At 73.4% G+C, this 15,776-nt stretch carries 8 protein-coding genes; 2 read left to right on the top strand and 6 right to left on the bottom strand.

Going from position 1 to position 15,776, the window contains the following annotated elements:
- Window positions 1–466: 466 nt before the first annotated feature.
- The 4 genes from AB0I52_RS32315 to AB0I52_RS32300 form a co-directional block, all read right to left on the bottom strand.
- Window positions 467–1,237 (bottom strand): alpha/beta fold hydrolase, encoded by a 771-nt coding sequence (locus tag AB0I52_RS32315; RefSeq protein WP_363078658.1) that lies wholly within the window; start codon window positions 1,235–1,237, stop codon window positions 467–469.
- Between the two features lie 373 nt (window positions 1,238–1,610).
- Window positions 1,611–2,555 (bottom strand): NAD(+) diphosphatase, encoded by a 945-nt coding sequence (gene nudC / locus AB0I52_RS32310; RefSeq protein ID WP_363078656.1) that lies wholly within the window; start codon window positions 2,553–2,555, stop codon window positions 1,611–1,613.
- A 43-nt stretch (window positions 2,556–2,598) separates the two neighbouring features.
- Window positions 2,599–3,993, bottom strand: a complete 1,395-nt coding sequence (locus AB0I52_RS32305) for a dipeptidase (protein WP_363078654.1) — start codon at window positions 3,991–3,993, stop codon at window positions 2,599–2,601.
- 10 nt (window positions 3,994–4,003) lie between these two features.
- Window positions 4,004–7,456, bottom strand: a complete 3,453-nt coding sequence (locus AB0I52_RS32300) for an ATP-dependent DNA helicase (RefSeq protein ID WP_363078652.1) — start codon at window positions 7,454–7,456, stop codon at window positions 4,004–4,006.
- 164 nt (window positions 7,457–7,620) lie between these two features.
- On the opposite strand from AB0I52_RS32300, the gene AB0I52_RS32295 reads away from it, so the two are divergent.
- Complete coding sequence (locus AB0I52_RS32295; protein WP_363078650.1) at window positions 7,621–8,586, top strand: SAM-dependent methyltransferase; 966 nt, start codon at window positions 7,621–7,623, stop codon at window positions 8,584–8,586.
- Between the two features lie 39 nt (window positions 8,587–8,625).
- On the opposite strand, the gene AB0I52_RS32290 is transcribed toward AB0I52_RS32295, so the two are convergent.
- Window positions 8,626–12,078 (bottom strand): ATP-dependent DNA helicase, encoded by a 3,453-nt coding sequence (locus AB0I52_RS32290; RefSeq protein ID WP_363078648.1) that lies wholly within the window; start codon window positions 12,076–12,078, stop codon window positions 8,626–8,628.
- Between the two features lie 260 nt (window positions 12,079–12,338).
- Window positions 12,339–12,734, bottom strand: coding sequence for an MGMT family protein (locus tag AB0I52_RS32285; RefSeq protein ID WP_363078646.1), 396 nt, complete (start codon window positions 12,732–12,734; stop codon window positions 12,339–12,341).
- Window positions 12,735–12,956: 222 nt separating this feature from the next.
- On the opposite strand from AB0I52_RS32285, the gene AB0I52_RS32280 reads away from it, so the two are divergent.
- Window positions 12,957–15,686, top strand: a complete 2,730-nt coding sequence (locus tag AB0I52_RS32280; RefSeq protein ID WP_363078644.1) for a lysylphosphatidylglycerol synthase domain-containing protein — start codon at window positions 12,957–12,959, stop codon at window positions 15,684–15,686.
- Window positions 15,687–15,776: the final 90 nt, after the last annotated feature.

Raw genomic sequence — 15,776 nt, 5'->3', positions numbered from 1 at the left:
GTCACACCCACGCTGCGCGACACGTTCGTCGACGCCAACGGCGACAAGGTCAACGGCACTTTCCAGATCTTTGACAACGCCACGAATGCACAGCACCGCCCCCTCCGGTGAATTCGACCGGAGGGGGCGGTGCTGTGCGCGACGGCGCCGGCGAAGTCGGGATTTGCCGCCGGCGTCCGTACGTGGTCCGGTCCTGATCGGAGCGGTCAGGACGCCGGGAGGAACCCGTCGAGGACGTCGGCCGGCGGGCCGGGCTGTTCGAGGCTCTGCATATTTCGAGGCTCTGCATATGGGGTGGGCCCGGGAGTTCCCGGTACACGGAACCGGGGATGCGCCGGGCCACGCCGGACATGAACTCGGGCGGGGCCGCCGCGTCGAGTTCACAGGCGACGACCAGGGCCGGTGCCCGGAAGTCCCGGAGCCGGTCCCGTACGTCGAGGGTCTTGTACGCCCGCCAGGTGGCGGCTCAGTCGGCCGGATCGAAGCGGGGGATCCGCTCACGGGCGTACCGCACGCCCCAGCCGTTGTCCGCGAGGGCCTCGGGGGTGAACCAGCGGGTGGGGGTGGGCGCGATCTGAGCGCCCATACCGTCGGTCTCACCGGCTCGGGCCCTGGATTCGAAGGCCTCGGGGACCGGGTGGTCGGGCGCTCCCAGCAGCGCGAGGGACGCGACCCGCCCGGGATGAGAGACCGCGGCGGTCTGAGCGACCGCGCCTCCGATGGACAGCCCGACGAGGTGCGCACGCTCCAGGCCGAGGGCATCGAGCACGGCCACCAGGTCGGCGCCGAAATCGGACATGGCTGTGTCGGCGGGCGCACCGGCGGCCACCCCGTGGCCCCGGAAGTCGTAGGCGAACACCCGCCGCCCCACGGCCGGCCGGTCCATCACCGGTTCCCACATCCGCCAGTCGACGCCCACCGCGTGGACCAGCACCACGGGCGGGCCGTCGTCGCCCCGCCGGGCCACCACCGTGTCGTGGTCGTGGACGCGGACCGGGAGCAGCCCCGCCGGCCGGGGCGATCCGGTGCCGGTCAGCGCCTCGTCGATGACGGCCAGCGCGTTCAGCGCGCGCGGGAACCCGGCGTAGAGCGCCACGTGTTCGCACAGGGCGAGCAGCTCCGAGGCCGCGTGGCCGTGGCGCAGCGCCGCACGGGTGTGGGTGGCGAGCCGGCGTTCGGCGCCGCCGAGCGCGGCCAGGATCGACACGGTGGCGAGCTCCCGCTCGGCCCGGCCCAGTTCGGGACGGGCCCGCCGGCCGCGTGGTCGACGAGGGTGGCGTACAACTGCGGGGACCGTTCCCGGACCTGCGCCAGATCGTCATCCGGCGGAACGCCCGTCAAACCCTCGTAGGCGCGTCGCCCGCGTTCGTGGTGGTCCACCGCATGCGCTCCCGTCCCGTCGAAGTGCCGGTACGACGATCATCGGCGGGTGCGGGCCGTACGTCCAAGTTCTTGTACATAGGGCGGTCAGGCCGCAGGAGTCTCACCGGTCGGGTTTCGGGTGCCGGGGTCAGTGCCCGTGCCGGTGCGCTCGGGATGGCCGGGGTGGCCGGGGTGGCCGGTCACGAAGGTGCCGAACGCGAACGGCATCGCGCCCGGCGCCCGCCGGGTCAGCTCGCGCGGACGGGCTTCGGCAGGGGCTTCCCGTACCAGATCTCGATCAGCCGGGCCGCGATCGAGATGCCGAACGGGGGCAGGATCTCGCCCGACTCGAAGGCGGCGGTCAGCTCCTCGCGGGAGAACCAGCGGGCCTCCTCGATCTCCTCGCCGTCGACGTTGATCTCGTACGTCGTGGCCCGTGCCATGAAGCCGAGCATCAGGCTGGACGGGAAGGGCCAGGGCTGGCTGGCCACGTACTCCACGTCGCCGACCGTGATGCCCGCTTCCTCGAACACCTCGCGCGCCACGGACTGCTCGATCGATTCGCCCGGCTCGACGAAACCGGCCAAGGTGGAGAAGCGGCCCTCGGGCCAGTGGACCTGGCGGCCCAGCAGGGCGCGGTCCTGGTCGTCGGTGACCAGCATGATGACCGCGGGGTCGGTACGCGGGTAGTGCTCCGCGCCGCAGGCCTGGCAGCGGCGGATGTGTCCGGCCGCCGCGATCACCGTGCGTTCGCCGCAGCGCGAGCAGAAGCGGTGCAGCCGCTGCCAGTTCTCCAGCGCCACCGCGTGCACCATCAGGCCGGCGTCACGGGCGCCGAGGAGCAGGCCCGCCTCGCGCAGACCGGCGGGTCGGGCCGACTGGTCCATGCGGCCCGGCAGCGAGTCCTTCTGGAGGGCGAAGTAGCTGACACCGGCCTCGTCGGTGCCGAGGAAGTAGCGGTGGGTCTCGGTGACGGGCGCCTCGAAGGCGGGGGTCATCACGAGTTCGGTGCCGTCGGCGGTGTCGTCGATCAGCACCTGCCCGCCGGAGACGACGAAGACCCGGGTCGTCGGGTGGCTCCACGCGGCGGCCAGCCAGGCCTCGTCGAGGCGGTGGTGCGCGGCGCGGTCGATGCCGCTGGGCGCGGTCAGACCGATCGGCCGGTCTGCGGTGGCGCTGTCGAAGGTGCTCACAGGTGCTTCCTACTCCCCGGGATGGATCGGGTGTTCAGAGGATTCAGCGGAGTGCGGCCGCCAGTTCGCTCCAGAGATGGGCGGTGGTCTCCACGCCTTTGAGCAGCAGGTCGAGTTCGACCTTCTCATTGGGGGCGTGCCAGCCGTCGGACGGTACGGAGATGCCCAGGAAGAGGACGGGGGCGCCGAGGACGTCCTGCAGGTCGGCGGCGGGTCCCGAGCCTCCTTCGCGGGTGAAGAGGATCTTCTGGCCGAAGGCCCGTCCCATGGCGCGGGCCACGGCCTGCAGGGCGGGGTGCTCCAGCGGGGTGAGGCAGGGGCGGGTGGCGGGGAGGAAGGTGATCCGGTGACGGATCCCGGCCGGGATCCGGGCCTCGGCCCAGGCCTGCACGGCCTGCTGGACGCGGTCCGGGTCCTGGCCCGCGACCAGGCGGAAGCTGAGCTTCACCCGGGCGGAGGCCGGGATGATCGTCTTGCTTCCGGCGCCCTGGTAGCCACCGCCGATGCCGTTGACCTCGGCGGTGGGGCGGGCCCAGATCCGCTCCAGCGTGGAGTAGCCCGCCTCGCCGGACGCGGACTGCGACCTGGCCGTACGCAGCCAGGTGGCCTCGTCGAACGGCAGCTCGGCGAAGAGGGCGCGCTCAGTGTCGGTGAGTTCGGCCACGCCGTCGTAGAAACCGGATACCGCGACCCGGCCGTCCGCGTCGTGGAGGGCCGCGACGAGCCGGGCGATCTCGGTCGCGGGGTTGGGGACCGCGCCGCCGAACGACCCGGAGTGGATGTCCTGGCCGGGGCCGTGCAGCTCGATCTCGCACTCGGCGAGGCCGCGCATTCCGGTGCAGACGGTCGGGGTCGTCTCGTCCCACATGCCGGTGTCGGAGACGATCACGGCGTCGGCGGCGAGGCGGGCGGCCTGCCGCTCGACCAGGGCGCGGAAGTGCGGGGAACCGGACTCCTCCTCGCCCTCGACGAGGAGCTTGAGGTGCACGGCGGGGCTGGTGCGGCCGGTGGTGGCCAGGTGGGCCCGGACCCCGAGGGTGTGGAAGAACACCTGCCCCTTGTCGTCGGCCGCGCCGCGCCCGTACATCCGGCCGTCCCGGATCACCGGCTCGAACGGGTCGGTGTCCCAGCCGTCCTCGCGGGCGGCGGGCTGCACGTCGTGGTGCCCGTACACGAGGACCGTGGGGGCGTCCGGATCGTCGGACGGCCACTCGGCGAAGACGGCGGGCGCCCCGTCCGTCTCCCAGATCTCGGTGACCGGGAAGCCGGTCTCCTTCAGCTTGGCGGAGAGCCATTCGGCGCTGCGCCGTACGTCCCCGTCGTGCTCCGGCTGAGCGGATACGGAGGGGATGCGCAGCCACTCGGCGAGGTCGTCGAGGAAGGCTGTGCGGTGCTGCTCGGTGTACGTACGGACGGCGCTGTCCGGGGTGTCGCTCATGACCTTCAGCTTATCCGTCCGCGGGAGGTGGCTCGTCCAGGAGGATGCGCTCCAGCTCCGGGCGGCCCGGGAGACGGGCCGGGCGGACGCTCTCACCGCTCCGCACGAAGAGGAACGTGGCCGTGACGTCGGTGAGCGGCAATCCGTGCAGTTCGGCCCAGGCGAGACGGTAGACGGCGAGCTGGAGGGGGTCAGCGGTGTTGGTGCGGCTGGTCTTCCAGTCGACGATCTCGTACGTGTCCCCGGTGCGGTACACCGCGTCGATACGGCCCCGGATCACCCGGCCGGCCAGGGTGATCTGGAACGGTGTCTCGACGCGGTACGGGGTGCGGCGGGCGTACGGGGTGCGCTCGAAGGCCTCCTTCAGCTCGGCGAGATCGCGTTCGTCGGCGATGTCGGTGTCGCTCTCGTCACCGCCGGGCAGCTCGTCGGGGCCGAGCATGGGCAGCGGCAGCTCCTCGAACCGGGACTCGACCCAGGCGTGGAAGCGGGTGCCCCGGCGGGCGGCCGGCTGCGGGGGGCGGGGCATCGGCCGGGCCAGCTCCTGGGCGAAGCCGTCGGGGTCGTCGGCCAGCCGCAGCAGCTGGGTGGCGGAGAGCGAGGCCGGTACGAGGACCTCGCGCACGCCGGCGCGGGCCCGGCGCAGCTCCCCGGCGAGGGCGTCGAGGTCGCGGTCCCAGGAGGCGAGGGTGCGGGACTCCTCGGGGGTGAGGCGCGGGGGGACGCTCTCGGGGGCGCGGGCCGCGGGGACGTGCGGGGCCGGGGGGAGCCCGCCCTCAGGGAAGGGGGCCTCGTCCGGGAAGGGCACCTCGTCCAGGAAGGGGTCGTCCTCGGGGAACGGTGCGTCGTCGGGGGGCGGCTCGTCCTCGGGGAATGGTCCGTCGTCGGGGGGCGGCTCGCCCTGGCGGAACTGCGCGTCGTACCCGTCCGGCACCGGCCCCGCCGTGGCCAGCGCCTTCAGGTGGGCCATCACCGTGTCCGCGGCGGCCCTGCGGCGGGCCAGCGCGGTGTCGTCCAGGGGCAGCGGCCAGGCGTGGTCGGCCGCCGACTCGGCCAGGGCGGGGTTCTCCTCGTCCTCGGCCGGCTCGTCCGCCCACGCCTCGATCTCGCCGTGTCCGGACGCGCAGTGCTCGTACAGCGCGTGCAGGAAGGCGGACGGGCCGCGCGGCTTCTTCTGGCTGGGGCCCCACCAGTGGCCGGAGCCGAGCAGCAGGGTGCGGGGCCGGGTGAAGGTGACGTATCCGAGGCGCAGCTCCTCGGTGTGCTGGTGCTCCTTCATCTCCTCCTTGAAGCCCTTGAGACCCTTGGCGTCGTAGGAGTGGATGACGGGCAGGGTCGCCGTGTCGCCGCGCAGGGCGTGCGGGAGGACCTTGGACTGCGAGGTCCAGGCGTCGCGGGACTGGCCGCTGGGGAACTGGCCGGTGACCAGGCCGGGCACGGCGACGACATCCCACTCCAGGCCCTTGGACTTGTGGGCGGTGAGGACCTTGACGGTGTTCTCGCCGCCGGGCAGCGCGTTGTCCAGGCCCTTCTCGTACTGTGCGGCGGTGCGCAGGAAGCCGAGGAAGGCCAGGAGTGTGGCCTCCCCGTCGACGGCGGCGAAGCGGGCCGCGACATCGAGGAAGTTGGCGAGGGTCTCACGGCGGCGGGCCGCCAGGGCCTGCGGGGACGCGGAGAGCTCGACTTCGAGTCCGGTGGTGCCGAGGACCCGGTGCAGTACGTCCATCAGGGGGTCGGCGAGCGAGCGGCGCAGGTCGCGCAGTTCGGTGGCGAGCCGGGCGAAGCGGATGCGGGCCTCGGTGGAGAACGGCAGGCGGTCGTCCTGCTCGCCGCCGGAGTCGAGGAAGGTGTCCAGCGCGTCGGCGAGCGAGATCACCTCGGCCGGGTCGATGCCCTCGACGGCTTCGGCGAGCCGGCGGTCGGGGTCGAAGTCGTCGTCGTCCCCGTGGGCCGCGCGGTGGACGAGGAGGCGGGCCCGGCGGCCGAGCAGCGCCAGGTCGCGGGGGCCGATCCGCCAGCGGGGGCCGGTGAGCAGCCGGACCAGGGACGCGTTGGCCCCCGGGTCCTGGAGGACCTCGCAGACCGCGACGAGGTCCGCGACCTCGGGGAGGTGGAGCAGCCCGGAGAGACCGACGACCTCGACCGGGATGTCCCGGGCCACCAGGGCGGCCTGGATCTCCGGGAAGTCCCCCGCCGTGCGGCACAGGACGGCGATCTCGCCGGGTGCCTTGCCGGTCCGCACGAGGTGGGCGATCGAGTCGGCGAGCCAGCCGATCTCCTCGGTGTGGGTGCGCAGCAGGGCGCAGCGGACGAGGCCGTCGCGCTCGGCGCCCGGGGCGGGGCGCAGGGCCTCGACGCCCTCGTGCATGGCGCGCAGGGGTTCGGCCAGGCCGTTGGCGAGGTGGAGCAGGCGGCCGCCGCTGCGGCGGTTCTCGCTGAGGGAGTAGCGGGTCGCGGGGGCGCCGTCGGCCTGCGGGAAGTGGCTCGGGAAGTCGTCGAGGTTGGCCACGGAGGCGCCCCGCCAGCCGTAGATGGCCTGGCAGGGGTCCCCGACCGCGGTGACGGCGTGCCCGGACGCGATGCCGTCGGGGCCGCTGCCGAAGAGGGCGGAGAGCAGGAGCCGCTGGGCGACGGAGGTGTCCTGGTACTCGTCGAGCAGGACGACCCGGTACTCCTCGCGCAGGATCGCGCCGACCTCGGGGCGGGTGAGGGCGAGCTGTGCGGAGAGCGCGATCTGGTCACCGAAGTCGAGGAGGTCGCGGCTCCGCTTCGCCTCGCGGTAGCGCTGAGTCAGCGAGAGCAGCTCGCGGCGGGCCTCGGCGGTCTCGGGGATCTTGCGCAGTTCGGCGTTGCTGAGCTTGGCGGTCTCCAGCGTGCGGAGCAGCTCGGTGTCGTGCTCCGCGAGCTGTTCGGGGCGTACGAGGTGTTCGGCCAGCTCGGCGTCGAGCGCCAGAAGATCGCTGACCAGGGTGGGGAACGACCTGGTCAGGGCCGGGTACGGGCCGGGGGCCTCGCGCAGTACGCGGGCGGCGAGCTGGAAGCGGGTGGCGTCGGCGAGGAGGCGGGTGGTGGGTTCGAGCCCGATGCGCAGCCCGTGCTCGGTCAGGAGCCGCCCGGCGAACGCGTGGTAGGTGGAGATGCTGGGCTCGCCCGGCGGGTTGTCCGGGTCGATGGCGTCCGGGTCGGTGACGCCGGCGGCGACCAGGGCCCTGCGGACGCGCTCCGCCAGCTCGCCGGCCGCCTTGTTGGTGAAGGTGAGGCCGAGGACCTGCTCGGGGGCGACCTGTCCGGTCCCGACGAGCCACACCACGCGGGCCGCCATCACCGTGGTCTTCCCGGACCCGGCTCCGGCGACGATCACCTGCGGGGCGGGCGGCGCGGTGATGCACGCCGTCTGCTCCGGGGTGAAGGGGATCCCGAGGAGCTCCTTGAGCTGCTCGGGATCGGTGAGGTGTGAGGACACTCCACAGAGGCTAACCGGCCGCGCCGACAACCCACGAAGCCGTGAGCGGGCGGGCGCCGGCAGGGCATCGGCGCCCGCCCGTTCTGCCCGGTGGCGGGGTACAAGCCGCAGGGAACCGTCTAGATTGACGCCAGTCGCATCAACAGCCTTACGAGGACGGTCACATGAGCGCCGACATCCCTGCACCCGCCCCCGCGCCGGGCTCCGCGTCCGGCCCCGCATCCGGCTCAGGCTCCGGAGCGCCGGACGCCACCGCCGAGCTGCGGAAGCGGATAGACACCACGAAGGCGCACCCGGCCCGCGTCTACGACGTCTTCCTCGGCGGGAAGGACAACTACCCGGCCGACCGCGAGGCCGCGGCCATGGCCCTGGCAGCCAATCCGCGCGGGTATCTCACCGTGCGGCACAACCGGGACTTCATGCGGCGCGCGGTGACCCTCGCCGCCCACGAGGGCATCCGGCAGTTCCTGGATGTGGGCACGGGGCTGCCGACCCAGCAGAACGTCCACCAGATCGTGCAGGCCATCGCCCCCGACGCGCGGGTCGTGTACGTGGACAACGACCCGGTCGTCCTCGTACACGCACAGGCCCTGCTCACCAGCGGTCCGCGGGGCAGCACCGACTACATCGAGGCGGACCTGCGCGACCCCGCCAAGATCCTCGAAGCCGCCCGCCGCACCCTGGACTTCGACCGTCCCGTCGCCCTCGTCCTCGCCGCCGTCCTCCACTTCATCGAGGACGACGAGGCCTACCCCATCGTCCGGCAGCTCATCGACGCGTTGCCGGCGGGCAGCTGTCTCGTGCTGAGCAACATCAGCTCGGATCTCAACCCCGAGCAGGTCGGCCAGGTGACGAAGGCCTTCAAGGAGCGCGGCTTCGCCATGGTCCGCCGCTCGCGCGCCCAGGTGGAGCGTTTCGTGACCGACAACGGTCTGGACATGCTCGAACCCGGCGTCGTCCCGGTGCACCGCTGGCGTCCCGAGCAGGTCACCGATCTGCCGGAGGCCGCCGACCCCGACCAGGAATTCGTGGCGAGCCTGGACGAGCTGGACCGGACGCGCTACCGGGACATCAACGACGTGACGGACGCGGACGTCAGTGTGTACGGAGTGATGGCCCGCAAACCGTGACGGCCCGAGAACCCCGGGACAGGGGCGGGGCCGGCCGGCTCATTCCAGGACGTGCCGGCCCTCCGGCTGGGCGCTGCACGAGGCCCTGAAGGTGCAGTGGGTGCAGTGCTGGCCGGTCGTCGGGGTGAACCGTTCGTCCAGGACGCGGCCCGCGGCGGTCGCCAGGAGGTCGGAGACCCACTCGGTGTCGGGGGGCTGCTGGGCCTGCACCCTGGGGACGGCGTCGCCGCCCTCCTTCTTCGGGGCGGGCTGGCGCAGCTGTACGAGTTCGGCGCCGCCGGACTCGGGGCGCCCGCCGTCGAAGACCTCGTCGACCGCCCCTTCCCGGACGGCCAGCTGGTACACGGCGAGCTGGGGGTGGCGGGCGACCTCCTCCTTCGTCGGGGACTGCTTGCCGGTCTTGAAGTCGACGACGTAGGCGCGGCCCTCGGCGTCCCGCTCCACCCGGTCCATGGAGCCGCGGATGCGCACCTCGTACTCGCCCGCCTCCAGCGTCACGTCGAAGTCGTGCTCGCTGGCGGCCGGGGTGCGGCCGGTGCGGTCCATGACGTGCCAGCGCAGGAAGCGTTCGAGGGCGACGCGCGCCTGTTCCTTCTCCTGCTGCGACTTCCAGGGGGCGTCGAAGACCAGCCCGTCCCAGACCGAGTCGAGCCGCTCCATGAGGACGGCCAGGTCGGCGGGCGTACGGCCGGAGGCCACCTCGTCGGCCAGTACGTGGACGACGTTGCCGAAGCCCTGGGCGGCGGTCGCCGGGGCATCGGCCTTCACCTCGCGGCCGAGGAACCACTGGAGCGCGCAGGTGTTGGCGAGCTGGTCGAGCGCGCTGCCGGAGAGGGCGACGGGCTGGTCGCGGTCGCGCAGCGGGACGGCCGAGCGGGTCGGCTCGTACAGGCCCCACCAGCGGTAGGGGTGGGCCGACGGTACGAGCGGCTGCCCCTCGTCGTCGGAGAGGGCGGCGAGCCGGGCGAGGCGGTGGGCGGCCTCCTCGCGCAGGGCGGCGGACGCGTCGGGGTCGACGGTGGTGGCGCGCAGCTCGGCGACGAGGGCGGCGACGGCGAGGGGGCGGCGGGGACGGCCGGTGACGTCGCGGGGTTCGACGCCGAGTTCAGTGAGGAAGCGGGACGGCTGGTCGCCGTCGTCGGCGGGTGCCTTGACCGCGGTGACGACGAGGCGTTCGCGGGCGCGGGTGGCCGCGACGTAGAAGAGCCGGCGCTCCTCCGCGAGAAGGGCGCCGGGGGTGAGGGGTTCGGCGAGACCGTCGCGGCCGATCCGGTCCGCTTCGAGCAGCGAGCCGCGGCGGCGCAGGTCGGGCCAGAGGCCTTCCTGCACCCCGGCGACGACGACCATGCGCCACTCCAGGCCCTTGGAGCGGTGCGCGGTCATCAGCCGTACGGCCTCGGGCCGGGCGGAGCGCCGGGAGAGGGTGTCGGCGGCGATGTCCTGGGCGTCGACCTCCTCCAGGAAGTTGAGCGCCCCGCGCCCGCCGGTGCGCTCCTCGGCGCGGGCCGCGGTGTCGAACAGGGCGCAGACCGCGTCGAGGTCGCGGTCGGCGTTGCGGCCGCCCGCGCCGCCGCGCAGCGCGGCGCGCTCCAGCCTGCCCGGCCAGGGGGTGCCGGACCACAGCTCCCACAGGGCCTCCTCGGCGGTGCCGCCGCCCTCCAGGAGTTCGCGCGCCTTGCGCAGCAGGGCGCCGAGGCGCTGGGCGCCGCGGGCGTACGCCGGATCGTGCGCGACGAGCCGCTCCGGCTCGGCCAGGGCGCGGGCCAGCAGATCGCCGGAGGGCGCTGGCACCCGGTTCCCGGCCGCGCGTTCCTCGTCGCGCAGGGCCCGGCCCAGGCGGCGCAGATCGGCGGCGTCCATGGAGCCGAGGGGGGAGGCGAGGAGGGTCAGCGCGGTCTCGGTGCCGAGCCAGGCCTGCGGCCCGGCGGGCACGTCGTCGGCAGGCACCTCGGCCGGAGCCTCGGCCGGGGCATTGGCCGGGGCATTGGCCGGGGCATTGGCCGGGGCTTCGCCGTCCGGCGCCCCTTCCGGTTCCGCGAAGCCGGTGTCAGTACCTGCGACGCCCCGGTTCAGTGCCGCCGTCGCCACCGTGCGCAGGGCGGTCAGGAGCGGGCCCACCGCGGGTTCGTGGCGCAGGGGCAGGTCGTCGCCGTCGACCTCCAGCGGAACGCCGGCCGAGGTCAGGGCCCGGCGCACCGCGGGGATCGTGCGGCCGCCGGCCCGGACGAGCACCGCCATCTCGTGCCACGGCACCCCGTCCTCCAGATGCGCCCGGCGCAGCAGGTCGGCGATGTTGTCGAACTCGGTGGAGGCGGTCGGGTAGGTGTACGTCTCGACGGTGCCGCCCTCGCGGACCGCGCCGAGCTCCCGGTGGGCGCGGACCTTCGCCGAGGGCAGCCGGGTCAGCGGCATCCGCCGGGTGAGCAGCCGGGTGGCCTCCAGCAGCCGGTCGCCGGAGCGGCGCGAGGTGGTGAGGACGCCGACCGGGGCGGGGGCGCCGTCCGCCCGCCGGAACACCTCGGGGAAGTCGAGGATGCCGTTCACGTCGGCGCCCCGGAAGGCGTAGATCGACTGGTCCGGGTCACCGAACGCGATCAGGTTCCGGCCACCGCCGCCGCCCGGGGCGCTCCCCCGGTTGCCGGCGAGCGCGTGCAGCAGCCGCACCTGCGCCGGATCGGTGTCCTGGTACTCGTCGACGAACACCAGGTCGTACTGGCCGGCCAGCAGCGCCGACACCTCGGGGCGCTCCGCGAGCAGCACCGCGCGGTGGACCAGCTCCGCGTAGTCCAGCATCCCCTGGGCGTCCAGCACGTCGAGGTACTCCGCGAGGAATTCGGCGGCGGCGCTCCAGTCGGGCCGGCCGGTGCGCCGGGCGAAGTCCGCGAGGGCGTCCGGGCCGAGCCCCAGCTCACGGCTGCGGGCGAGCACCGCGCGTACCTCGTCGGCGAAGCCGCGCGTGGTCAGGCAGGCCCGCAGCTCGTCGGGCCATCGGATGCGGGCGTGGCCCCGCTTCTCCAGGTCGAGCTGGCCGGCCAGCAGATCGCGGACCGTGACGTCCTGCTCCGGCCCGGAGAGCAGTCGCAGCGGGTCGGCGAAGAGATCGGCGTCCTGGTGGGCGCGGACCAGGGCGTAACAGAAGGAGTGGAACGTGGTGGCCTGCGGGCCCCGGACGGCGCCGAGCCGGGCGGCCATCCGGTCGCGGAGCTCGACGGCGGCCTTGCGGCTGAAGGTGAGGACCAGGATGCGGGCCGGGTCGGTGCCCTGCGCGACGCGCGCCGCGACGGACTCGACGAGCGTGGTGGTCTTGCCCGTACCCGGTCCGGCGAGGACCAGCAGCGGCCCGCCGGGGTGGTCAACCACCGCGCGCTGCGCCGCGTCCAGGAGAGGGGGATCCACGGAGCCCGGCAGGGTACGCACCAGCCGGTACGCGCCCGTGGTCCCCCGCCGTGCCTGACGGTGCGGACTGTGCCGGGTGGTGGAGGAGGAGCTCACGTGGGTCGCCGGTCCTGGTGGGTGTGCTGATGGTGAGGGCGCGGCACCTGCCGCGAACTGACGACGCTACTCCGGCGACGGGTCCGATCGCGGCGGTACGGCTGCGGGGATCGTCACGTCCGGCCCGGACGGCGAACACCCGGGGGACAGAACGGACGGCGAACGCGGTGGCAGCGGGCCCCGCACGGTCCGCACGTCACGCTTCCTGTAAGCCGTACGGGCCCGGCTCCGCCCGATGCACCGCCGGATGGCCGAAGCTGTCAGGTGTGAGCACCCCCGCCGCCGTCCGGTCCCGGACCGCCCGCCCCTCCGGCGGCGACGCCGTCCCACCGTGCGCGTCCCATGTCCAGGCGCGGAACGTGGGAGTCCGCGCTACCCGGGGCCTCGCGCAGCGGGGTGTTCTCCTCGCGATAGTGATTCAGCGCACGCAGCTCGTGGCCGGGCAGCAGCGCGCCGTCGGCGCGCACCACGCGCCACCACGGCACCGCTCCCCCGTACAGCGCCATGACCCGGCCGACCTGACGCGGGCCGCCGTCCCCCAGCCACTCCGCGATGTCGCCGTACGTCATGACGCGGCCGGGCGGGATCAGTTCGGCGACATCGAGCACGCGCTCCGCGTACTCCGGCAACGCGTCGCCCGTCGGGTTTTCGCTCATCCGGCCCATCCTGCCCTACCCCGCCGACAGCGCGGCCGATTCCGTGTCCGGCCGGACACGGAGCGTGCGCGCGGCGGGAAAGGGGCGTATCTTGCGCTTCGCAGCGCCCCTGCATCGCACCCTGATGCCCTCGTCCGTCCGCAGGCCGTGCCACCATCGTGCGGGCGGTGACCGGTGATACGAGACCACGAAGACCAATCAGAGGCGACGAAGGAGCAGGGCGTGCAGCCACCGAAGGCGGCCGACGCCTCTGATGCCGAGCCGCACCCGGAAGGCCCCCGGCCGGACGCGGACACCGGTCCGGAGACTCCTTCCGGGAAGCCGGCCGGCTCCACGCTCTCCACCACCGAAAAGGAACTGTCCGAACGCGTCTCGGGGGACGAACCCCTGCTCCCCGCCCGGGTGCACCGTCCCTCCGATCTGCTGCGGCTCCTCATCGGGGTCCTGGCGATCGTCGTGCTGTTCTCCGTCGCCGCGTTCGCCCACGGCACCACCACCGGTCTCGAAGCGGACATCAACAAGGGCACCGGCCAGGCCCCCGACGTGCTCATCAAGATCGCCGGTCTGGTCTCCAGCATCGCCGTACTGCTCGTCCCGGTCGCCTTCGCCATCGAACGGCTGATCAAACGGGACGGGCTGCGCATCGCGGACGGTGTGCTGGCCGCCGTGCTGGCCCACGGGGTGACGCTCGCGGCGGACCTGTGGGTCGCCAAGAGCGCCTCCGGAACCATTCAGGACGCCCTGACCCAGCCGGCGCCCGGTGACGCGCTCACCGATCCCGTGCACGGCTATCTCGCCCCCGTGATCGCCTACATGACGGCGGTCGGGATGGCGAGACGGCCGCGCTGGCGGGTCGTGCTGTGGGTGGTGCTGCTGCTCGACGCGTTCGCCATGCTGGTCGGCGGCTACACGACACCGCTCTCGATCATCCTCACGGTACTGATCGGCTGGACTGTGGCGTACGGCACGCTGTACGCGGTCGGCTCGCCGAACGTCCGGCCGACCGGCCAGCACCTGATGGCCGGTCTGCGCCATGTCGGCTTCCGTCCCGTCACCGCGATGCGGGCCGACGACGACCCCGACTCCGTCGACCAGAACGACCGCGGACGCCGCTATCTGGTCTCCCTGGAGGACGGCCCACCGCTCGATGTGACGGTCGTGGACCGGGAACAGCAGGCCCAGGGCTTCTTCTACCGGGTGTGGCGCAGGCTCACCCTGCGCGGGATCACCCAGCGGCGTTCCATCCAGTCGCTGCGCCAGGCGCTGGAGCAGGAGGCGCTGCTCGCGTACGCGGCGATCGCCGCCGGGGCCAACGCCCCCAAGCTGATCGCCACCTCCGAGCTGGGCCCCGACGCCGTGATGCTGGTGTACGAGCACATCGGCGGGCGATCGCTGGACGCCCTGGAGGACGCCGACATCACCGACGACCTGGTGCGCGGCGCCTGGCGCCAGGTGCGGGCGCTCCAGTCGCGCCGGATCGCGCACCGCAGGCTCACCGGCGACGCCCTGCTGGTGGATCGCTCCGGCAAGGTGTTCGTCACGGATCTGCGCGGCGGCGAGATCGCGGCCGGCGATCTGGTCCTGCGGATGGACGTCGCCCAGTTGCTCACCACGACCGGTCTGCGGGTGGGCGCCGAACGGGCGGTGGCCGCCGCGCTCGCGGTGGTCGGTCCGGACACCGTCGCGGACGCGCTGCCGCTGCTCCAGCCCATCGCGCTCAGCCGTTCCACCCGGGCGCAGCTGCGCAGACTCGCCCGGGAGCGGTCGCAGCGGGAGCGCGAGGCGGTGCTCGACGCGTCGGACGCGGCCAAGCGGGCCCGTACGCATGGCGCGGAGCTCGCCAAGGACGCGGACCGCAAGACCGTCCGCAAATCGGTGCGTACCGAGAAACAGGCCGAGAAGCGGGCCCTCGACGACGCGCTGGACGAGGCCCGCGAGGAGGATCTGCTCTCCCAGATCCGCCGGGAGGTGCTGCTGATCCGGCCGCAGGCCCCGGTCGAACCGGTCCGCCTGGAGCGCATCAAACCGCGCACCCTGCTCAGCTTCATCGCGGGCGCCATCGCCGCGTACTTCCTGATCTCGCAGTTCACCCAGGCCGACTTCGGTGCGGTGGTCGAGCAGGCGGAGTGGGGCTGGGTGGCGGCCGCGGTCGGCTTCTCGGCCCTCAGTTACGTCGCGGCCGCGATGAGCCTGCTGGGCTTCGTGCCCGAACGGGTGCCGTTCGGCAAGACGGTGCTGGCGCAGATCGCGGGATCGTTCGTGAAGATCGTGGCGCCGGCCGCGGTGGGCGGTGTCGCCCTGAACACACGGTTCCTGCAACGCTCCGGCGTACGCCCCGGGCTCGCGGTCGCGAGTGTCGGCGCCTCGCAGCTGTTCGGTCTCGGCTGCCACATCCTGCTGCTGGGCGCCTTCGGCTATCTGACCGGCACCGAGAAGACCCCGTCCTCGCTCACCCCGTCCAGGACCGTGATCGCGGGGCTGCTGACGGTCGCCGTGCTGGTGCTGGTGGTGACGGCGATCCCGTTCCTGCGGAAGTTCGTGGTGACCCGGGTGCGGTCGCTGTTCGCCGGAGTCGTACCGCGCATGCTCGACGTCGTGCAGCGCCCGCAGAAGCTGCTCACCGGCATCGGCGGGATGCTGCTGCTGACCGGCTTGTTCGTGATGTGCCTGGACGCCTCGGTCCGGGCGTTCAGCGGTCCGGACACGCCGCACCTCAGTTACGCGAGCATCGCGGTGGTCTTCCTCGCCGGCAACGCGCTGGGCTCGGCGGCGCCGACCCCGGGCGGTATGGGCGCGGTCGAGACGGCGCTGACGCTGGGTCTGATCGCGGTCGGCCTGCCGAAGGAGGTCGCGGCCCCGGCGGTGCTGCTGTTCCGCCTGATGACGCTGTGGCTGCCGGTCCTTCCCGGCTGGATCTGCTTCAACCACCTGACGCGCAAGGGCGAGCTCTAGGGCGTGTTTCGAAAGTAGCGCCGTCCGCCCGAAGGGCGGGCCCGGCGGTGTCTGGTGCGTGCGATCGCAAGGCGGAGGGTCGCCCCGATA

The sequence above is a fragment of the Streptomyces sp. NPDC050423 genome (assembly GCF_040655445.1).
Taxonomy (GTDB): Bacteria; Actinomycetota; Actinomycetes; order Streptomycetales; family Streptomycetaceae; genus Streptomyces.
The sequence above is the reverse complement of the archived record's forward strand: the minus strand, read 5'-3'. Positions and strand labels throughout refer to the sequence as shown.

Coding starts and splice junctions, on each gene's coding strand:
- AB0I52_RS32305 (WP_363078654.1), bottom strand. CDS start 3,993: ATGAGCGACACCCCGGACAGCGCCGTCCGTACGTACACCGAGCAGCAC.
- AB0I52_RS32295 (WP_363078650.1), top strand. CDS start 7,621: ATGAGCGCCGACATCCCTGCACCCGCCCCCGCGCCGGGCTCCGCGTCC.
- AB0I52_RS32285 (WP_363078646.1), bottom strand. CDS start 12,734: ATGAGCGAAAACCCGACGGGCGACGCGTTGCCGGAGTACGCGGAGCGC.